The sequence below is a fragment of the Flavobacterium beibuense F44-8 genome, from assembly GCF_000769915.1.
Classification (GTDB): Bacteria; Bacteroidota; Bacteroidia; order Flavobacteriales; family Flavobacteriaceae; genus Flavobacterium; species Flavobacterium beibuense.
In genome coordinates this window covers 140315-159491 of the sequence record NZ_JRLV01000008.1, presented here as the reverse complement: position 1 = coordinate 159491, position 19177 = coordinate 140315, and the positions used below count along the sequence as shown (strand labels likewise).

At 38.6% G+C, this 19177-nt stretch carries 18 protein-coding genes and 1 tRNA gene; 14 read left to right on the top strand and 5 right to left on the bottom strand.

The features are described from left to right. Window positions 1-72 precede the first annotated feature (72 nt). Both Q763_RS08865 and Q763_RS08860 read left to right on the top strand, forming a co-directional pair. Window positions 73-2028 carry a PKD domain-containing protein gene (locus Q763_RS08865; protein WP_198133451.1) on the top strand — a complete coding sequence of 652 codons (1956 nt, stop codon included), beginning with the start codon at window positions 73-75 and terminating at the stop codon, window positions 2026-2028. Between the two features lie 174 nt (window positions 2029-2202). Continuing rightward, complete coding sequence (locus Q763_RS08860; protein ID WP_035133341.1) at window positions 2203-2763, top strand: 2'-5' RNA ligase family protein; 561 nt, start codon at window positions 2203-2205, stop codon at window positions 2761-2763. Between the two features lie 51 nt (window positions 2764-2814). On the opposite strand, the gene Q763_RS08855 is transcribed toward Q763_RS08860, so the two are convergent. Both Q763_RS08855 and Q763_RS08850 read right to left on the bottom strand, forming a co-directional pair. After that, window positions 2815-3024, bottom strand: coding sequence for a hypothetical protein (locus Q763_RS08855; protein ID WP_157499394.1), 210 nt, complete (start codon window positions 3022-3024; stop codon window positions 2815-2817). Between the two features lie 114 nt (window positions 3025-3138). Next, complete coding sequence (locus tag Q763_RS08850) at window positions 3139-3975, bottom strand: helix-turn-helix domain-containing protein (RefSeq protein WP_035133336.1); 837 nt, start codon at window positions 3973-3975, stop codon at window positions 3139-3141. Window positions 3976-4066: 91 nt separating this feature from the next. Here Q763_RS08850 and Q763_RS08845 point away from each other — a divergent pair, with 91 nt between their 5' ends. From Q763_RS08845 to Q763_RS08820, 6 genes are all read left to right on the top strand, one after another. Next, the gene (locus Q763_RS08845) at window positions 4067-5236 is read left to right on the top strand and encodes an MFS transporter (protein ID WP_035133334.1); all 1170 of its coding nucleotides are present in this window, start codon (window positions 4067-4069) and stop codon (window positions 5234-5236) included. A 124-nt stretch (window positions 5237-5360) separates the two neighbouring features. Next, window positions 5361-5434: transfer RNA gene (locus Q763_RS08840), tRNA-Ile, on the top strand. Between the two features lie 73 nt (window positions 5435-5507). Continuing rightward, complete coding sequence (gene mce, locus Q763_RS08835; protein WP_035133332.1) at window positions 5508-5912, top strand: methylmalonyl-CoA epimerase; 405 nt, start codon at window positions 5508-5510, stop codon at window positions 5910-5912. 53 nt (window positions 5913-5965) lie between these two features. Then, window positions 5966-6358, top strand: a complete 393-nt coding sequence (rbfA, locus tag Q763_RS08830; RefSeq protein WP_035133330.1) for a 30S ribosome-binding factor RbfA — start codon at window positions 5966-5968, stop codon at window positions 6356-6358. Window positions 6359-6395: 37 nt separating this feature from the next. Then, the gene (locus tag Q763_RS08825) at window positions 6396-7565 is read left to right on the top strand and encodes an ABC transporter permease (RefSeq protein ID WP_232297513.1); all 1170 of its coding nucleotides are present in this window, start codon (window positions 6396-6398) and stop codon (window positions 7563-7565) included. A gap of 190 nt (window positions 7566-7755) precedes the next feature. Then, complete coding sequence (locus Q763_RS08820; protein ID WP_035133327.1) at window positions 7756-9168, top strand: MATE family efflux transporter; 1413 nt, start codon at window positions 7756-7758, stop codon at window positions 9166-9168. 143 nt (window positions 9169-9311) lie between these two features. Here Q763_RS08820 and Q763_RS08815 read toward each other — a convergent pair whose 3' ends face one another. Beyond that, complete coding sequence (locus Q763_RS08815) at window positions 9312-10391, bottom strand: FUSC family protein (protein ID WP_035133325.1); 1080 nt, start codon at window positions 10389-10391, stop codon at window positions 9312-9314. A 2-nt stretch (window positions 10392-10393) separates the two neighbouring features. Further along, on the bottom strand, window positions 10394-11386 hold the full coding sequence (gene dusB, locus Q763_RS08810) for a tRNA dihydrouridine synthase DusB (RefSeq protein ID WP_035133323.1): 993 nt from the start codon (window positions 11384-11386) through the stop codon (window positions 10394-10396). A gap of 578 nt (window positions 11387-11964) precedes the next feature. Between dusB and lepA the strand changes: the two genes are divergently transcribed. The 6 genes from lepA to Q763_RS08780 all read left to right on the top strand — a co-directional run bounded on the left by lepA (window position 11965) and on the right by Q763_RS08780 (window position 18618). Continuing rightward, window positions 11965-13761, top strand: coding sequence for a translation elongation factor 4 (lepA, locus tag Q763_RS08805; protein ID WP_035133321.1), 1797 nt, complete (start codon window positions 11965-11967; stop codon window positions 13759-13761). Window positions 13762-13854: 93 nt separating this feature from the next. Next, entirely contained in the window at window positions 13855-15303 is a 1449-nt protein-coding gene (locus Q763_RS08800; protein WP_035133319.1) for a pentapeptide repeat-containing protein, read from the top strand. Between the two features lie 551 nt (window positions 15304-15854). Beyond that, on the top strand, window positions 15855-16295 hold the full coding sequence (locus tag Q763_RS08795; protein WP_035133317.1) for a response regulator: 441 nt from the start codon (window positions 15855-15857) through the stop codon (window positions 16293-16295). A gap of 79 nt (window positions 16296-16374) precedes the next feature. After that, window positions 16375-17430 carry a thiamine-phosphate kinase gene (thiL, locus tag Q763_RS08790; RefSeq protein ID WP_035133315.1) on the top strand — a complete coding sequence of 352 codons (1056 nt, stop codon included), beginning with the start codon at window positions 16375-16377 and terminating at the stop codon, window positions 17428-17430. Between the two features lie 120 nt (window positions 17431-17550). Continuing rightward, window positions 17551-17949: a hypothetical protein gene (locus Q763_RS08785; protein ID WP_035133313.1), complete on the top strand. Its 399-nt coding sequence runs from the start codon at window positions 17551-17553 to the stop codon at window positions 17947-17949. Between the two features lie 120 nt (window positions 17950-18069). After that, on the top strand, window positions 18070-18618 hold the full coding sequence (locus Q763_RS08780) for a DUF3575 domain-containing protein (protein ID WP_035133312.1): 549 nt from the start codon (window positions 18070-18072) through the stop codon (window positions 18616-18618). A gap of 50 nt (window positions 18619-18668) precedes the next feature. On the opposite strand, the gene Q763_RS08775 is transcribed toward Q763_RS08780, so the two are convergent. Next, entirely contained in the window at window positions 18669-19082 is a 414-nt protein-coding gene (locus tag Q763_RS08775; protein WP_084596044.1) for a hypothetical protein, read from the bottom strand. Between the last annotated feature and the right edge of the window lie 95 nt (window positions 19083-19177).

Genomic DNA, 19177 nt, shown 5'->3' with positions numbered 1-19177 from the left:
CTTACAAACAGCCGGCAGCAACACTGCCGGCTTTTGTTCTTTACAAGCGTTTGATTTTAATCAAAAATGAAAATGAAAAAAAACTACTTTACTCTCAAAACTCTTTTAATCATTACAACACTATTTATTAGTATTGCAACATACTCTCAAACCTGGCAATGGAGCTCTGGCGGTGGTAGTGTTATGCAAATACAGGGAGGAGAAAAAACAACATCTATAGTCACCGATTCAAACGGGAATATGTATTTCCTGGCAACTATTGGAAAAACAGGGCTACAACTGGATGGTATGGATCTCACTTCATACGACTCAGGAAGTAATAGAGATTACATTGTTGCCAGCTACGATTGTAGCGGTACATTCAGATGGTCTAAAATAATAGGAAGTGGTGATGCCGATTATATTAAAAACATACAAACCGATTCTGAGGGAAACATATATATAGCCGGCACAGTTTACCGAACTTCTCAAAATTTTCCGGCAAATATTGATACTGATGTAGCCTTACCTTATTCACCTAACGACGGAGAGCAAAAGCAAACCTTATTTATTACCAAATACAATGCTGAAGGAGAATTCCAATGGTTGGAAATGCCACAGGCAGATAATGTAACTGTTGCAGAAGCACAATCTCATTCTTTAGGCCTTGACTTACAAACAGACCCTGAAGGAAACTCTTACTGGTTATGCATTTTACCCGAAGGGACATATGCCAACGAAGCATTTGTAAACACAACTGAAGGCGATAACTTTTTTATACTTAAATATGATACTAACGGCACCTTTATTGAAGCAATACAGCCCGACATACAATTTACAGGCGTACTATCTAATTACAAACTAATAAGAAACCATACAACAGGAAATTTTTACATAGGCGGTAATACAAACAGTGACGGAACTTTAACGATAAACGGAGAGACTGTCACTTCAAACATGTATATAGCTGCATTTAACAACCAGGGAAACTATTTATGGAAACAGGGTAACACTCCCGGAGTGAACGGTTTTCTTGAAGATTTATGTTTGGACAGCAATAATAATATATACATAACAGGAGGCACATTAAACAACGACAGTTTTGCCGGAGAATCGTTTACATCAAACCAGCCTCATGAATTCCCCTTTATACTAAAGCTTAATGCTAATGGAGAAGCGCAATGGAGTACCAATGCCGAAACTCCTGCAGCTGCCAGGGCTAATGCTATAACAATAAACAATAATAAGGTAGCCATAACTGCAAGTCACAGTGGTATAACGTGGGGAGAAACTACCTATACCCAGGAAGACAATGAAGGTTATGATATATTACTGGCCAGTTTTAATACTAACGATGGCAGCCTTTCAGAAATTAATACGATAGACACTAATTTTGGCGATAATGAATTTAGTTCAGCCATAGCTGCAGACAGCTACAACAGTTATTACATTGGCGGACAGTTTGACGGCAGTCTTACTATAGGAGAAAACCAAATGTCTAACTCAGGGCAGGGTTACGATTTTTTTGTGGCTAAATATGGTTTAGTCAACTGTGACTGCACATTGCCAACACCCGAATTCAGTTTTGAACAGGACAATGAAGATCAGCTTTCCTTTTCTTTTACCTATACAGGATCACAACCCTACGACAGCATTGAATGGAATTTTGGTGATGAAAACACATCTACAGATGAAAACCCAAGTCATACTTATACAGTAAGCAATACCTATAATGTATGTGTAACCGTAACAAATGATTGCGGCAGTGAAACCTATTGCAACGAAATTGAAGCAGTTTTAAACACTGAGAGTTTTACTTTAGCTAAAACAGTTATTTATCCAAACCCGGTAAAAGACACACTTAACATATCAAGCAACACCACATTAAAATACACTATCTATTCAGTAACAGGGAGTATTCTAAAAACAGGAGAACTTGTTAACGGGGATAACAGCATCAGTTTATCGGCATATCAGGCAGGTAGTTACATGCTGGAATTACAAACCGAAAGTGGCAATACAAAGACCGTTAAAATATTTAAAAAGTAAATATCAGTTAATATATTAACATTTAAGAAAACAACAAAAAGCCTAAAAATACTTAGATTTGTAGCGGCACACCTTGCCTCCGGCATCTGTGCCAAGAAACTACTTTTTAAATACAGCCCCTCCAAGGGCTGTATTTTGTTTTAAGGCAAATAGGTATATTTGTGTAAAAACACCATGCCATCACAAAACCGTTATTTTATTGCGTTAATCCCTCCTCAGGAAATTTGTGAACAGGTAACAGTCTTTAAAAAAGATATTGCCATAAACTACAACAGCCGCAAAGCCCTAAGGGTTATACCACACATCACCCTAAAAACACCTTTTCACCTTGATGAGAAAGAACATGACTTATTAATGCAGTGGTTTCACAACCTCAGTTTCAGCATTAATAAATTCGAATTAGGATTAAACGGTTTTGGATGTTTCAATAATAGTAAAGCTCCGGTTATATATGTACAACCAGAATATTCTGCTCAATTATTATCTGTTCAGCAAAGCATTATTAAGCAGTTTAGCCAGGCATTCCCTAACACCCAAATACAGTTTCATGATAACGACTATCATCCGCACATGACCATCGGTTACCGCGACCTTACCTATCCCGAATTTGAAAAAGCATGGTCAGTGTATAAAAATAAGCCCTATAAAGTGCAGTTTGAAGTACAGGGAATTTACCTCCTGCAACACGACTCTAAACAATGGAATATCATTGCCCAACACCTTTTACAGGAATAAAAAAGCAGCCAATTGGCTGCCCTTAGTGTTATTTAGATTTCAGATGCAATCTTAATGCATTGTATCCATTTCTACATCTACTTTTGTTGTGTCCTGGTTAACATCTACGTCTACATCCATATCCATACCTTCGTCAGGAGCGTCCATAGTTTCAGTGTTTTCCATTTCAGCATCTTTGTTTTCTTTCTTCTCTCCGCAAGAGGTTAAGCTTAATGCTGCTACAAATAAACCGGCAAAAAGCGTGTTTTTTAGCAATCTCATGTTCATAATGTTTAGTTTTAATTAGTAATGTGTTTAGTATTCAAATATAAAACTCTCAACATCAGGTTTTTCCCATAAGATTATTAAAAAAACGCATTCAAATGTTAAAATAAGCTACTGATTTTTAACATATTCACTTGGTTTCATCTTCTTATGCTTCTTAAAATAATTGGTAAGATGACTTTCATCGGTAAAACCAAACTCATAAGCAATTTGTTTAATGGGCATGTTTTTACCTGCTATCCTTTTCTCTATGAGCTGTACTTTAAGGTTATTGATATAATCCCTGTAGGTAATCCCGAAATTCCTTTTAAAATAGGCGCTAAAATACGTTTGGGCAATATTAAAATGCTGCGCTATAGCTTTACTCTGTATGCTTTTAGGACTGTATATATTTTCATGAATATATGATAGTACCTGATTATCATTAAAAGTGCATCCGCGTATGGGTAACTCCATTCCCTTCACAGTTTCCCGTATGAGCCCGAAAATGGAAAGTATCTGATAAAAAACAATAGGCGAAGTCGAAACATCCTTACGGCAGTTATAGGCAGTAATATTATTAACCGTATTCTTTAGGATGGTAGCACAGGGCTCATCAAGCTTAAGCAGTGTTTCCTTGAGCATCTTTTCCCGCATTATAGATTGTGGCGTATTAAGTACCAAGTCATCGGTCACCAGATTTTTCTTGGAACTGAAATAACTGTCGGTAAACTTAATATACACAAATCGGGTTCTGGATTTAATATCAAAATAATGACGATCCTCAGGGGCCAGCGCAAACAAATCGCCCGCCTTATACGGAATCATATTGTTGTTAAGTTCGTGTATTCCGTGTCCGCTTACTATATAAATAAGCTCATAATAGGTATGAGTATGTGCCGGAAGATGGAACTTATCTTCCTCAAATTCATGTATTACCAACGTTTCAAACTGATTAAGCCTTCTCATATCACATTATTACAATTATGTATCACAAATTTACAATTTAATTGAGATATATCGCCCGAAATTTGCACCTTCACTTTTAGAGAGATTAGTTATGAAAAAGAGTCTTTTCGCCTTATTGCTTGGCGGACTAACCATTGGTATTACCGAGTTTGTGATTATGGGGCTGTTGCCCGATATCGCTGCCGACCTGAAGGTATCTATACCAAAAGCGGGATATTTAATATCGGCTTACGCACTTGGAGTGGTGATAGGCGCCCCTATTTTAGTAATTGCCGGAAGAAACCTTCCGCCTAAAAAAATGCTGCTTATACTGGCACTGATGCTTGCCGTTTTTAATGCGCTTTCCATTTTTGCCCCAAATTATAATATACTTTTAGCCTCACGTTTACTGTCGGGCTTACCTCACGGAGCCTTTTTTGGCGTAGGTGCCGTAGTAGCCAGCAAACTTGCCGATAAGGGTAAGGAAGCACAGTCTATCGCCATTATGTTTTCGGGGTTAACCATTGCCAATGTTGTGGGGGTTCCGTTAGGGACATACATAGGGCAACATTTTAGCTGGCGCTATACCTTTGTGATTATCGCCGCTATTGGGCTCATTACCTTTTTGGCACTACTATTATGGATGCCTCACATGGAAGCCAATAGAGACAACAGGATAAAACACCAGTTAAAATTCTTTGGCAAGTTAAATTCGTGGTTAATAATCCTGCTTACTGCTATTGGTTTTGGCGGACTGTTCAGCTGGATTAGCTACATTGCCCCGCTGCTTACTAATATCTCAGGATTTGCTGCCGAGAATATTCCGTATATCATGATACTTACCGGACTGGGTATGGTTGCCGGAAACTTTTTAGGTGGGCGCCTTGCCGACCGCTTCTCTCCTGCCCCAACAGCCTTCGCCCTGTTATTGGCAATGACGGGTGTGTTGCTAACGGTTTATTTTGGATCGGCTAACCAGTACCTGTCGTTAACCTTGGTTTTCCTTACCGGATGTATATCATTTGCACTTATTGCACCTATACAGATATTAATGATAAAAACAGCCAAGGATGCCGAAATGATTGCTTCTGCCACGCTACAGGCCGGGTTTAATATAGGTAATGCCCTTGGTGCCTTTTTAGGAGGTTTACCACTTGCTGCAGGTTTTAGTTATGCTTCGCCAAATCTTGTGGGTGCAGCTATGGCTACGGCAGGGATAATTATTATCCTGATTTTAATGAGCCGAACCAAAAACGAAGTACCGGTGCAGGCAACCTGCTAATATTATCGTACAATAAAATTCACATTATCAGGAAGTAAATAATTTATGACCGATTTTATAAAATAATCCTGTAAAATTATTTGGTTTGAATTAAAAATAGTAGTAATATTGCAACCTCAAAACTGGTCCTATAGCTCAGTTGGTTAGAGCACCTGACTCATAATCAGGTGGTCCCTGGTTCGAGCCCAGGTGGGACCACAACCGCAACTTCAAAAGAGTTGCGGTTTTTTTGTTTTATAACCTATCTTTACCCGCACAAACAAAACACACAATGAGAAAAATAGAACATATAGGCATTGCAGTAAAAAATTTAGAAACTTCAAACCAGCTTTTTGAAAAACTGTTAGGCACACCGGCATACAAAATGGAAGAAGTAGCCAGCGAAGGCGTTAAAACCTCTTTCTTTATGAACGGTCCTAACAAAATAGAGCTTCTTGAAGCCACAAACCCCGATAGTCCTATTGCGAAATTTTTGGAAAAGAAAGGCGAAGGCATTCACCATATCGCTTTTGATGTAGAGGATATTGTTAGCGAAATTGCACGCCTTAAGGAAGAAGGTTTTACCGTACTTAACGAAACCCCTAAAAAAGGTGCCGATAATAAACTGGTTGCTTTTTTACACCCAAAAGGCACAAATGGTGTATTGGTAGAGCTTTGCCAGGAGATAAGAGAATAAGCTGCCTTAAAAAATAACGGCTTTACTTGCAAAACTTTCAGTACTTTTGCATTATGGAAACGAACAGGCAAAAAAAAATAGGCAATCTGTTGCAAAAAGACCTTGTAGATATCTTACAGGGCGAGGTACGTAAAAACGGAATAAGCAACCTTATCATATCTATATCTAAAGTAAATGTAACCAGCGACCTTTCTATAGCAAAGGTTTACATGAGTATTTTCCCTTCAGACAAAGGAGAGGAAATACTTGAGGCAGTGCGCTCTAACACACCGCTTATTAAGCACGACCTTTCACAGCGTGTTAAATCACAGCTTAGAAAAGTGCCGAACCTTATTTTTTATATAGACGATTCATTAGACAGGATAGACCTTATTGACAAAGAGCTTAAAGGCGAAAACAACCCTATTAAAAACCCTGAACTTTTAGACAAACGCAAGAAATCATAATTTGAGCTTCCCTTTTTACATTGCCAGAAGGTACACCATGACTTTAAGCAAAAGCACTGCGGTTAATATAATTTCCGTAATTGCTGCTGCGGGTATTGTAATAAGTGCGACGGCTCTTTTTGTTATTCTCTCGGTTTTTAGCGGACTCAAAAATTTCAGTCTTTCCTTCACCAATGCTACCGATCCCGACCTTAAAATTACTACCGAAATAGGGAAATCATTTACGGTTAGCCCGGAACAGGAAGAAAAAATTAAAGGTATTAAAGGTATTGCCAATTACAGCCATGTGGTGGAAGAACGTGTTCTTTTTTACTTTGACCAAAAAGAACATGTAGCCTACCTTAAGGGAACCGACAGTATTTTCACTCAGGTAAACCCTATGGAAAAGCAACTGCTGGCAGGATATTGGCTTACTCCGCAAACCTCGCAGTGTGTGGTAGGTATGGGCACAGTTGATAAACTATCGATAGGACTGTCCGACTTCGGACACCGACTGGAAGTATATGTCCCAACAACCGGAAAAGGCCCTATAGACAATCCCGAAAAAGCCTTTAATAAGTCAGCACTAGTACCTGTTGCCATTTACTCTATTAATGACGATGTAGACAGCAAATATGTATACTGCGACCTTGGCCTTGCTCAGGAATTACTGCAATACAAACCAAACCAAATATCGGCACTGGAAATAAAACTGGCTCCGGGAGCACAGGAAGAAACCGTAAAACAGGAACTGCTTACTCTTTTTAACAACAAAGTAGTAATCAAAAACAGGGCACAGCTTAACGACTCCCTGTACCGCATGCTTAATACCGAAAACCTTGTTACCTACCTCATCTGTTCCCTGGTTGTGGTACTTACATTATTCTGTTTGGCAGGCGCACTAATTATGCTGATACTGGATAAAAGGGAAAATATAAAAACATTGTTCTGCCTTGGTGTGGATGTTAAGGGACTCCGCAAAATATTCCTGTATCAGGGTATTTTCATCACAGCACTGGGAACCTTTACCGGGCTTATACTGGGAACCATAATTATAGTATTACAGCAACAGTTTCAGCTCATTACCATTACTCCCACACTACCATTCCCGGTGGAATACAACATCACCAATATCGTAGTGGTATTACTTACACTTTTCACCTTAGGAATACTGGCATCGAGAATTGCTGCCAGAAGGGTAAATTCAAAATTATTGGAAAATTCATAATTTTTTTATTCTCCCATTACATTTTTCATTTATATTTGCCTCTCAAGATCAAAGGAATATGAAGTTAATTGCCGTCTTAGTCCGCTAAGACTACATACCACCGCTAACTTTTTAGAAAGCAAATGAAGCATTAAACCTTTAATGCCGCTCTTTGTTTGTATTATTCTTATAACATTTATTTCACGACATAATGACACAGCAGTCAAAACTAGGCAACGCGTATTCACGCTTTTATGCCTTATTACAACAATCCCTTAAGGGAGAAAACATCGATTTCACTACGGGCAGCATCCGCAGGGGCGTACTGTTACTGGCAATCCCTATGATGCTCGAAATGATGATGGAGTCGGTTTTTGCACTGGTAGACCTATACTTTGTGGGACACCTTGAAAACAGCAGTTTCGCGGTGCAGACAGTAGGCCTTACCGAATCGGTACTAACCATAATTTACTCCATCGCCATAGGTATGAGTATGGCAGCCACAGCGGTAGTAGCCAGGCGTATAGGAGAAAAAAATCCAGAAGCAGCCTCAAGGGCGGGGATGCAGGCCATAGTGGTAGCCGTAGCTGTAAATCTTTTAATTGCCGTATTCGGATTTATTTTCGCTACCGATATACTGGTATGGATGGGATCGTCAATGGAATCGGCCATTTATGGAACCGCCTTCGTACAGATTATGATGGGCGGTAGTTTTGTAATTATGCTTCTTTTCCTTTTCAATGGTATTTTCCGTGGGGCTGGTAATGCTGCCATAGCCATGAAAAGCTTATGGGTTGCCAACATCTGTAACATCATATTATGCCCTATATTCATAAACGTACTGGACTTCGGTTTAACCGGAGCCGCTATAGCCACAACCATAGGTCGCAGTGTAGGGGTACTTTACCAGTTATATAACCTGTTTAACGGTAAAGGCGCATTAAAAGTAGCCTTATCTTATTTCGTTCCGGATATGGAGCAAATAAAAAGCCTTGTAAAAATTGCCGCTCCCGGTGTATTACAATTTGTAATTGCATCGTGCAGCTGGATATTTTTAGCCCAACTGGTAGCTACCACCGGAGGCGACGAAGGATCGGCAGGTTATCAGAGTGCATTGCGCATTATGATGTTCTTTATGTTACCGGCATGGGGACTTAGTGGTGCTGCAGCAACACTGGTAGGACAAAACCTTGGTGCGCAACAGGTAGAAAGGGCAGAAAAATCGGTACTGATAACAGCACGCTTCAATGCCATTTACATGGGAATTATTATGATTATTACCCTTTTGGCAGCCGATAGTTTTATGTGGTTCTTTACCAACAACAACCATGTACACGACATTGCTGTAAAAGCGATAATGATACTGAGTTCGGGATATGTATTTTACGGAATAGGTATGGTACTTATCAATGCCTTTAACGGATCGGGTGATACAAAAACTCCAACATGGGTAAACTTTTTCGGTTTTTGGATATTACAAATCCCGTTAGCATATCTGTTAGCCAAACATTTCAATATGGGGCCTACAGGTGTGTTTATCGCCATACCGATAGCCGAAACCGCCATGACCATAACCAGTATGACATTGTTCAGAAAAGGAAAATGGAAAAAAGTACAGGTATAAAATAAAAAGGTTGTCTCAAAAGTAATTATCAGTTACAAACTGTCATTTTGACGAAGGAAAAATCTCAAATTTTAATTACCAGAGATTCTTCATTCCTCTTCGTTACATTCAGAATGACACTTTTGAGACAGCCTTTTGTTATTTTATTGGGTTCTGAATTTCGTTTTTTCAAAAACAAAGAAAACTAGTAGTGCGATAACAATCCCTATAATCGTATCGAGCACCCTGGCCTGTATCGTAGCCATCATATCCACATTATGCCCTATAGACGCTATGGTAAGCGCAAGTGGTGTAATGAACATAAGTGCGAGTCCGTAATTGCGCATAACCACCACCTCAATACCAAACTGTAGTATCAGTACGGTTAATACCAGCCCTAACCCCTGCGGATTAATCAGCAGTATAATTCCATACAGCAATACACCTAATAGTGAACCTATCATCCTGTGTACTCCTTTTATAACCGTAAGCCTTACTGAAGGTCCAGCCTGCAAAACAGCTATTACCGGAAGTACCATCCAGTAAATACGTTCTTCCTTAAATACCCATGCCATTAAAACTGCCAGGGTAACTCCGGTTACTATACGCAAGGTTATGGCTTTTGAAACCTCATCAAACTTTAATCCCGAAAATATTTCATTGAATTTCCTGCCGTTATGTTCGGGCTTTCTGAATTTTTTAAACAATAACGGAAACACAATTACTACATATCCTGCAAATGCACCAAGCCCAACAAGCAACGTATACATAATACTGCTTAAATGCTGTACCTCGGGTGCAGAAGACGAAGCTATTTTTCCGGTTACCGCCGCTACCAAAACCATCATCAACGGTCCCGGAGGACCAAGCCGCCAGCCTATCATAAACACACAACCAATTATAGTTACCAGTACAATGCACAGCATTTTGAGCCATACATCGGTTGCCATATAAGCACCCAGCAGGGAGGAAAAAGTAATCGCTAAAATAACTACAGGAAGCACTACTGCTCTTTCTTTTCTTTTCAGTTGCGGGCAGTGTAATGCGGTAAGTCCGCCAAGGGAAGAAATAAACCCAAGAGTTAAATGCCCCGAAAAGTAAAAGGCAAGCAAAGGTATACCCATAGCAATGGCAGCCTCTAGGCCCACTTCCCATCGCCACGGATTATCGTTTAACGCTACAACCTCTTTAAAATTCTTTCGGGCTTTTACCGCTGTTCGTTTGTTTTGAAGAGAGGCAGCCACGATTATACCATTTTATAATCGGCAAACTTATCAAGCACCTCATCAAATACGGCATACACATCTTCAGGTTTGTCGTTAGACACCATTCGTTGCCTGTATTCCTTAAAGCCGTGTATACCTTTAAAGTAATTGGTATAATGCCTGCGGGTTTCAAACACCCCTACCCTTTCACCTTTCCAGTCTATAGACCATTTAAGGTGGTTGCGAGCTGCTTCCACACGATCTTCAACAGTTGGTTCCGGCAAGTGCTCTCCCGTTTTGAAGTAATGTTTTATCTGATTAAAAATCCACGGGTACCCAATAGCGGCACGACCTATCATGATACCGTCCAGTCCGTATTCGTTTCTGTATTTAAGTGCCTTTTCCGGACTGTCAATATCTCCGTTTCCAAAAATAGGGATATGAATTCTCGGGTTGTTTTTCACTTTTGCGATAGGAGCCCAGTCGGCCTCCCCTTTGTACATTTGTGCACGGGTACGTCCGTGTATGGTTAGGGCCTTAATACCTACATCCTGTAACCTTTCGGCCACCTCATAAATATTAATGGAATCATCGTCCCAACCCAGTCGGGTTTTAACCGTAACCGGAAGATGGGTACTGTTTACTACAGCCTTGGTAAGACGAACCATCAGGTCGATATCCTTAAGCACACCTGCCCCGGCACCTTTACATACCACTTTTTTTACAGGACACCCAAAGTTAATATCTACTATATCAGGATTTACTGTCTCCACAATTTTGGCACTCATCGCCATCGCCTCTTCATCACCCCCAAATATCTGAATTCCTATCGGCCTTTCATAATCAAATATATCCAACTTCTGGCGGCTTTTTATCGCATCGCGTATAAGTCCTTCCGAAGAGATAAACTCACTATACATAAGGTCGGCCCCGTGTTGCTTGCACAATCTGCGGAAAGGAGGATCGCTCACATCTTCCATTGGTGCCAGTAATAGCGGAAATTCAGGCAGTTCTATATTACCAATCTTAACCATCTTCTTCATTTTGTGCAAAATTACAACATTTTGGCGATATGAAATAAAACCGCATAAGCAAACCCTATAACAGTATAGAAAATTCGAATAACCAGTCCTTTTATATCAGTTGTAGGGCTCTTTATATTTGCACTACCCAAGATTACCGACCCGTTCAAATATACACAGTCCCCACTGTACCTTTTGCAATCAGTATGTACTATACATATTTTTTTTGCCGGCCATGCATACCACACATGTGCCGGCTTTTTATTTTTTTCGGTTTTTTAAAACCATACCCTTTTTTTTGCCGTATACATTCATATGGAATGAATGTATTTTTTAGGAATCCTGATGATGGATATGCCTCCATCCGTTAAATAGCGGATTAAAAACAGGATTCATTTCATTCGTGATCCCCCTATTTTCCGCAGCACATATTCTATTAGATATGTGCTGCTTTTTTATTTATACAACCCGCTTTGCAACTTGCTAACTTTGACTATATTTGCCGATTAATTTACTACCTTTACTAGTGGCCGCATGTTATTGCACAAATACAGGGCAACAGAGGTAAGTTAAACTGATACTGAACGAAGATGAAGAACATTAGGAACTTTTGTATTATTGCCCACATTGACCACGGTAAAAGTACCCTGGCCGACAGGCTGTTAGACGCCACCCAAACTGTAACTGCGCGCGAGCAGCAGGCACAGCTACTGGACAATATGGACCTTGAACGTGAGAGGGGTATTACAATTAAGAGCCACGCCATACAAATGGACTACATGTACAATGGCGAGAAATATACCCTTAACCTTATTGATACTCCGGGCCACGTAGACTTCTCTTATGAGGTATCCCGTTCTATCGCAGCCTGCGAAGGAGCACTTCTTATTGTAGATGCTGCACAAAGCATACAGGCACAAACCATCTCTAACCTATACCTTGCACTGGAAAATGACCTTGAGATCATACCGGTACTTAACAAGATTGACTTACCGAGTGCAAACCCGGAAGAGGTAAGTGATGACATTGTAGACCTTTTAGGCTGTAGACTTGAAGACATTATCCCTGCCAGCGGTAAAACCGGACTTGGTGTAGATAAAATACTAGAAGCTATTATTGAACGTATTCCGGCTCCGAAAGGAGATCCGGAAGAGCCGTTACAGGCACTTATATTCGACTCTGTTTACAACCCTTTCCGTGGTATTGAGGTTATATTCAGGGTAATTAACGGTTCGATTACCAAAGGACAAAAAGTTAAGTTTATGGCTACCGGTAAAGAGTATTTTGCCGACGAAATTGGTACGCTTAAACTAAACCAGGTTCCTAAACAGGAAATTAAAACAGGCGATGTGGGTTATCTTATTTCCGGAATTAAGGAAGCAAGAGAGGTAAAAGTGGGTGACACCATTACCGATGCCAAAACGCCAACACAAAATATGATTGCCGGTTTCGAAAACGTAAAACCGATGGTATTTGCGGGTATTTACCCTGTTGATACCGAAGATTATGAAGAGCTTAGAAACTCAATGGAAAAGCTTCAGTTAAATGATGCTTCCCTTGTTTTTGCTCCGGAGAGTTCGGCTGCACTTGGTTTTGGTTTCCGATGCGGATTCCTTGGAATGCTACACATGGAGATTATCCAGGAGCGTTTGGAGCGTGAGTTTGACATGACGGTAATTACTACCGTACCTAACGTGTCGTACCATGCCTATACCAAAAAAGAACCGGAAAAGGCTCTTATTGTAAATAACCCGTCTGACTTACCGGAACCTTCAAAACTTGACCGTGTAGAGGAACCTTACATTAAGGCTACCATTATTACCAAGAGTGACTTTGTAGGAAACGTAATGAGCCTTTGTATTGAAAAGCGTGGTTTGATTACCAACCAAACGTATCTTACTACAGAGCGTGTGGAGCTTACTTTTGATATGCCGCTTGCCGAGATTGTATTTGACTTTTATGACAGGCTTAAAACCGTATCTAAAGGATATGCATCGTTTGACTACCACCCAATAGGTATGCGTGCTTCTAAACTGGTTCGTCTTGACGTACTGCTTAATGCACAGCCTGTAGATGCGCTTTCGGCACTTATCCACGAGGATAATGCCTACAACATTGGTAAAAAAATGTGTGAAAAGCTGAAGGAACTTATACCACGTCAGCAGTTTGACATTCCTATTCAGGCAGCTATCGGGGTTAAGGTAATATCGAGAGAAACTGTAAAAGCCCTACGTAAAGACGTAACGGCAAAATGTTATGGTGGTGATATTTCGCGTAAACGTAAACTTCTTGAAAAACAGAAAAAAGGTAAAAAACGTATGCGTCAGGTAGGTAACGTGGAGATTCCGCAGGAAGCTTTCATGGCAGTACTTAAACTGAACGACTAGTACTAAGTATTGAGTACAAAGTATTAAGATAAAGAAACCCGGTGCAGATGTGCCGGGTTTTTTGTTTATTTTAGTTTCCTTAAAACGCACCTTATGAAAGAAATTACAGGAGAAGAGTTTATTAAACTTTTAAAGTCAAACATTAATACAATAGAAAACTATTCTATTATAGATGAGATTACAATAAATCCACTTCAAGTTTCTAGTTTTAATAAAGTCTCAAAATGCTATTTCAAAGGAAGCTTGAAATTAATGGGTAACATAAAACAAAAAGAGCCTGAGAACTTAAAAAATTTAATCATATCTGACAGCATAATCGAAAAAAGCATTGTAATAAACAGGTGCAGTTTTGAACTTTTAAAATTGGAAATGATTGTTTGTAATGACTCAATCTTCTCAATCTCTGAATGTAATTTAGGCGATCTTGATGTAAACTATTTAGATGTAAAAAGCAAACAATTCTCAATTACACACAATACTTTTAAGTATAAATTTAAATTAAACAATGTAACTGCTTTAAATGCTAGTTTCATTTTAAGACACAATACATTTAATCCCAAAGAGAAAACTTTCTTTCGCTCTTGCATGATTCATGACTGCACAATACTAAATTGCGATATAAGCAATAATGATTTTGGAAGCGACTTAAGATTCACCAATAATAAACTTGGATTAGAAGACAAATATTCGAATAATTCTTTTAAAAACTGCGTTTTTAATTCTGCTTCTTTCTATGAAACTGATTTCGGATATTCAACAACCTTCAAAGAATGTAGATTTGAAGAATCTGTACTCTTTGAAAAATTGAAAAATGAAATTACCACAAAGCTTGAATTTACTGAATGTCTCTTCAAATCTTCGGCATCCTTTAAAAAATCACGTTTAAATTGCATAACTTTCAAAAATTGTATTTTTCAAAGTTCAAGTTTTTTCGAAAATAGCTTTTTTAACTTAATTAATATTAACAATTCTGTTTTCGAAAAAACAGCTTTTTTCGATGATATTCAAATCAAAAAAATTTATGATTGTAATAGAAAAACTATTAGAATCATCAAATTCAACTTACAAAAAAGTGAAAATAAAATTGATTACAATAAATTTAGGATATATGAATTTGAAGCATACAAAAAAGATCTAATTCACTACATTAAAGAATATAGAAAAGACCAGAAACTCTCACATTATAGAAAAAGAGAAATTAAGACTTTCAAAAGGGACTTATTAATTCTTAACATCACAGGTTTATTTTCAGTTTATGGAACTGATTGGAAAAGAGCACTAAAATGCACAATTATATTTGGTCTCTTTTTTTATAGCTTATTATATTTCATAGAGTTTTATGTTCTTCTAAATCTTCAAGGAAATAGTAATTTCTGGATAGGAGCTTTTCGTTTTTTCCTATTAACAGACTTTTACAGCCCTTTTCTTGAAAGGCAATTTCTGAACAATGGATTTAGCTGGTTAATACTTGTTTTAGGTAAAATTATTATCGCATTCGGTATTTACGAAATGATACAGGCTTTCAGGAAGTTTAAAGCATGATTTTAAAAGATCCTTCACTCCATTACATTACGTATCAGGATGACATACTGCACTGTCATTTCGACGATAGGAGAAATCTCATTTAAAATTTAAAATTCATCATTTAAAACAGATTGCCGCGTCGTTCCTCCTCGCAATGACCACAACAGGCAACGGCGTTAAACTCTGTGGCGTAAAGAAAATTATAAGTGAGGCGTAAAAGAGCATCCGCTGTTTGAGCGAAGCGAGTTCGGATGATTTAGCCGAATGCCATAATTTTTAGCCTAAGGAGTTATAGCCTTGACTTTTTGGTTCTTTTGTGTCAAGACAAAAGAACAGAAACAGAGATCCTTCACTCCATTACATTACGTATCAGGATGATGTACTGCACTGTCATTTCAACGATAGGAGAAATCTCATTCATCATTCAAAATAGATTGCCGCGTCGTTCCTCCTCGCAATGACAGTACCTAAAACAAAACTTTATGACTCTTTTATGTTAGCAAAACCCTAATGTTCGAGGCTTTACCACCCTACACCCTTATTTTTGCAGCGTGAATAAGCATTACATTATGAAAAAAGACGGCCCCATAGTTATAATTGAGGATGACGATGACGATCAGTTTATTTTTGGTGAGGTTCTAAAAACATTAAATCTCCCTAACGAGATCATTTTTATAAACGACAGTACCAAAGCAATACCTTTCCTGAAACAAAAACACATTCATCCCTTTTTGGTAATATCAGACATCAATATGCCAAAAATGAACGGCCTTGAGCTTTGCGACGAAATAAGAAAAGACATTTCCCTTTCACACAAAACAAAACCTTTTGTCTTTTTCACCACTATGGGAAGTGCTTACCCAATAGAAGAAGCCTTTAAACGCGACATACAGGGATACTTTTTCAAAACCCCTGACTACAAACAGCTAACAGAAAACCTCAGGGAGATAATCGAATTTTGGCAAAATGTGGAAGATACCGAAAACCATGACACCGAATTAAGCGCCTAACCCAAAGCAGACTTCTAAGCAACTTCTTGAACTTTTAACGTTCTAAATCGTAACTTTGCACCTCTAGAACCTAAAAGAAATGATTGAAGATAAAAACCAACAGCGCACTGATTTAGGTCAGCTTGGCGAATTTGGCCTTATAGAACACTTAACACAGAATATTGAGATAAAACACTCTTCTACCCTTACGGGTATTGGCGACGATGCCGCCGTACTTGATTTTAAGGATAAGAAAACAGTTATCTCTACCGACTTACTTGTTGAAGGCGTACACTTTGACCTGGGATATGTTCCGTTAAAGCACCTGGGCTACAAAGCTGTGGTAGTAAATGTGAGCGACATTTGCGCCATGAACGCAAAGCCTACACAAATTACGGTTTCCATAGCGGTATCTAACCGTTTCCCGGTTGAGGCGTTAGACGAACTGTATGACGGTATTAAACTTGCCGCAAAAATATATGATGTAGATATTGTAGGTGGCGACACTACCTCATCCCAAAAAGGTATGATTTTAAGCATTACCGCTATTGGTGAGGCAGATGCCGACGAACTGGTGTACCGTAACGGTGCAAACGATAACGACCTTCTTGTAGTTACAGGCGATGTAGGTTCGGCTTACATGGGGCTACAGGTATTAGAGAGGGAGAAAGAGGTATTTAAGGTAAATCCTAATAATCAGCCCGATTTAGACGCTTATACATACCTTATAGAGCGTCAGCTAAAGCCGGAAGCCCGCAAGGATATCAAAGAGCTTTTAAAAGCACTTGAAATCCAGCCTACAGCCATGATTGATATTTCTGACGGACTATCATCTGAGATTATCCATATTTCAAAAGCCAGTGGTGTGGGCTGTAATCTGTATGAGGAAAAAATCCCGATTGACCCTCAGTTCATTAACGTGTGTGAGGAGTTCAATATTGACAGCACTACGGTAGCAATAAACGGAGGGGAGGATTACGAATTGTTATTCACCATAAAACAAAGTGATTACGACAAAATAAAGGGTAACCCTAACTTTACGGTTATCGGGCACATGACCCCCGAAAGCGAAGGCACACATCTTATTACCCGTGCCAACACTAAGATTCCGCTTAAAGCCAGAGGCTGGAACTCACTTACAGAAAATAAAGAATAATACTTTAAAAGTCCGATACTCGTAATCGGACTTTTTTATGAATATAATCTACTAATAATAAGCGCTTTGTTTTCCATCTTAAAAACAAAAGCTGTAGCTTTATGATAAAAACAATTCAAAATGAAAAAGATAATTTTACTATTAGCACTTATCTTTCTAAAATTTTCTGCCTATGCTCAGGAAAAAGAAGTTTCAGATTTGGAGAAAAAAAATAAAGTATCTATAGCGGAAGATGTACCTGAACAGTTAGAAAGTGAGGGTTTTTCTTTTGAGTCAGTTCTTTTTGAATCAGAATCCGATAAAAATTACATAAATCCATACTCTCAGGAATCAAAAAAACATACATCCAACAATTTTTTTTCAATGTATGTTGAAAAATACCCTGAAGGGCATTTCAGCATAAATACATACAGCAATAGTCCCAGCGATGATGCTTCCAACGGATTTTCTTTAGGCAAATGGAATAACAAAAAGGGGGTTGAGTTAAATATAAGCTTAGGGGGCAAATGTGGTTTTTAGGAATAAACATATAATAAAAAAAGACTCCCAAATAGGAGTCTTTTTATTATTTAACCTGTTTACATAAAACTTTTTTTTATTTTAAATAATATTTTAGTTTTGCTGTAAAAAAACTAAAATATGAAAAAGATCACCTTACTATTAGCCTTAATTATTGGGGTTTCAGCTTATGCGCAGGAAGAAGAAACTTCTGCAGTAAACAAAAAACACGAAGTAAAACTTGGCGGGATTAAATTATTGGCAGGTGCTATTGCCGAAGGCACCTATGAATATGTTCAAAGTAAAGATTTCTCCTTTGGAGCATCAGTACTTTATAATTTTGACCAGGATAATGATTATCCTGAAGACTTTTCAATAACTCCTTTTGCACGTTTTTATTTTCAGGAATCAAAAGAATATGGAGCAAAAGGCTTTTTTGTAGAAGGCTTTGGAAAATATGTTATGGGACACTCTTATGAAACTACCTACGACCCTAACGTAGGTTATTCATACACCAGAAAAGAAGATTTTAATGTTGGTGCTGTTGGACTGGCTTTAGGCAAAAAATGGATTAACAAGACTGGCTTTGTACTGGAACTACTTGTAGGTGCAGGCAGAACCCTTGGCGGAAATGAGTATGCTCCTGATGCTTTTTTTAGAGGAGATCTAAATATTGGATACCGTTTTTAAAAATAACAGTATATAAAAAAGGCTCCTTACAGGAGCCTTGTTTATTTATATTATCCTGAAACCTTACCCTGTATCTCTACAACAGCTTTTTTGGTAACGAGCATGTTCCCAACCGAATCATACTCCAGTTCTATCTTTTTTATTTTGAGCTCGCCCTTTTTTCCTGGTAAATCCCATGCAAGGGAAGTCATCCCCTTGGTAAGCACACCCACTCCTTTGGCGTCATATTCTTTTTTGGTTCCGTCGCTCATTTCAACATAAACCTTTTTAAGTTTCACGGTACCCTGAGTACACTTAATCCTGATTTTTTCAATATTTTTCTCATTGCCACGTGGCGTTACCACATCTTTTTCGGCTTTAAAGTTCACCTTCTTTTCGGCAATTGTAACCCAGTCCTGCGCCAAAATTTTTGGCGAAACAGCCAAAAACAAGCAAATGGTGATTAGTTTGATTACATTTTTCATGGTTTCCTTCTTTATAAGTTTAGATATTTATTGTTCACATAAAGCATTACGGTTTTAAAACCGGAACATCAGCAAATCACGCTTAACTTTGGGAA

Excerpts from the sequence above, each read along its gene's own strand:
- Q763_RS08780 (WP_035133312.1), top strand. The coding sequence starts at position 18,070 with ATGAAAAAGATCACCTTACTATTAGCCTTAATTATTGGGGTTTCAGCT.
- Q763_RS08865 (WP_198133451.1), top strand. The coding sequence starts at position 73 with ATGAAAAAAAACTACTTTACTCTCAAAACTCTTTTAATCATTACAACA.
- Q763_RS08855 (WP_157499394.1), bottom strand. The coding sequence starts at position 3,024 with ATGAGATTGCTAAAAAACACGCTTTTTGCCGGTTTATTTGTAGCAGCA.
- Q763_RS08825 (WP_232297513.1), top strand. The coding sequence starts at position 6,396 with ATGACTTTAAGCAAAAGCACTGCGGTTAATATAATTTCCGTAATTGCT.
- dusB (WP_035133323.1), bottom strand. The coding sequence starts at position 11,386 with ATGGTTAAGATTGGTAATATAGAACTGCCTGAATTTCCGCTATTACTG.
- Q763_RS08850 (WP_035133336.1), bottom strand. The coding sequence starts at position 3,975 with ATGAGAAGGCTTAATCAGTTTGAAACGTTGGTAATACATGAATTTGAG.
- Q763_RS08860 (WP_035133341.1), top strand. The coding sequence starts at position 2,203 with ATGCCATCACAAAACCGTTATTTTATTGCGTTAATCCCTCCTCAGGAA.
- Q763_RS08785 (WP_035133313.1), top strand. The coding sequence starts at position 17,551 with ATGAAAAAGATAATTTTACTATTAGCACTTATCTTTCTAAAATTTTCT.
- Q763_RS08795 (WP_035133317.1), top strand. The coding sequence starts at position 15,855 with ATGAAAAAAGACGGCCCCATAGTTATAATTGAGGATGACGATGACGAT.
- mce (WP_035133332.1), top strand. The coding sequence starts at position 5,508 with ATGAGAAAAATAGAACATATAGGCATTGCAGTAAAAAATTTAGAAACT.
- Q763_RS08800 (WP_035133319.1), top strand. The coding sequence starts at position 13,855 with ATGAAAGAAATTACAGGAGAAGAGTTTATTAAACTTTTAAAGTCAAAC.
- thiL (WP_035133315.1), top strand. The coding sequence starts at position 16,375 with ATGATTGAAGATAAAAACCAACAGCGCACTGATTTAGGTCAGCTTGGC.
- Q763_RS08845 (WP_035133334.1), top strand. The coding sequence starts at position 4,067 with ATGAAAAAGAGTCTTTTCGCCTTATTGCTTGGCGGACTAACCATTGGT.
- rbfA (WP_035133330.1), top strand. The coding sequence starts at position 5,966 with ATGGAAACGAACAGGCAAAAAAAAATAGGCAATCTGTTGCAAAAAGAC.
- Q763_RS08775 (WP_084596044.1), bottom strand. The coding sequence starts at position 19,082 with ATGAAAAATGTAATCAAACTAATCACCATTTGCTTGTTTTTGGCTGTT.
- lepA (WP_035133321.1), top strand. The coding sequence starts at position 11,965 with ATGAAGAACATTAGGAACTTTTGTATTATTGCCCACATTGACCACGGT.
- Q763_RS08820 (WP_035133327.1), top strand. The coding sequence starts at position 7,756 with ATGACACAGCAGTCAAAACTAGGCAACGCGTATTCACGCTTTTATGCC.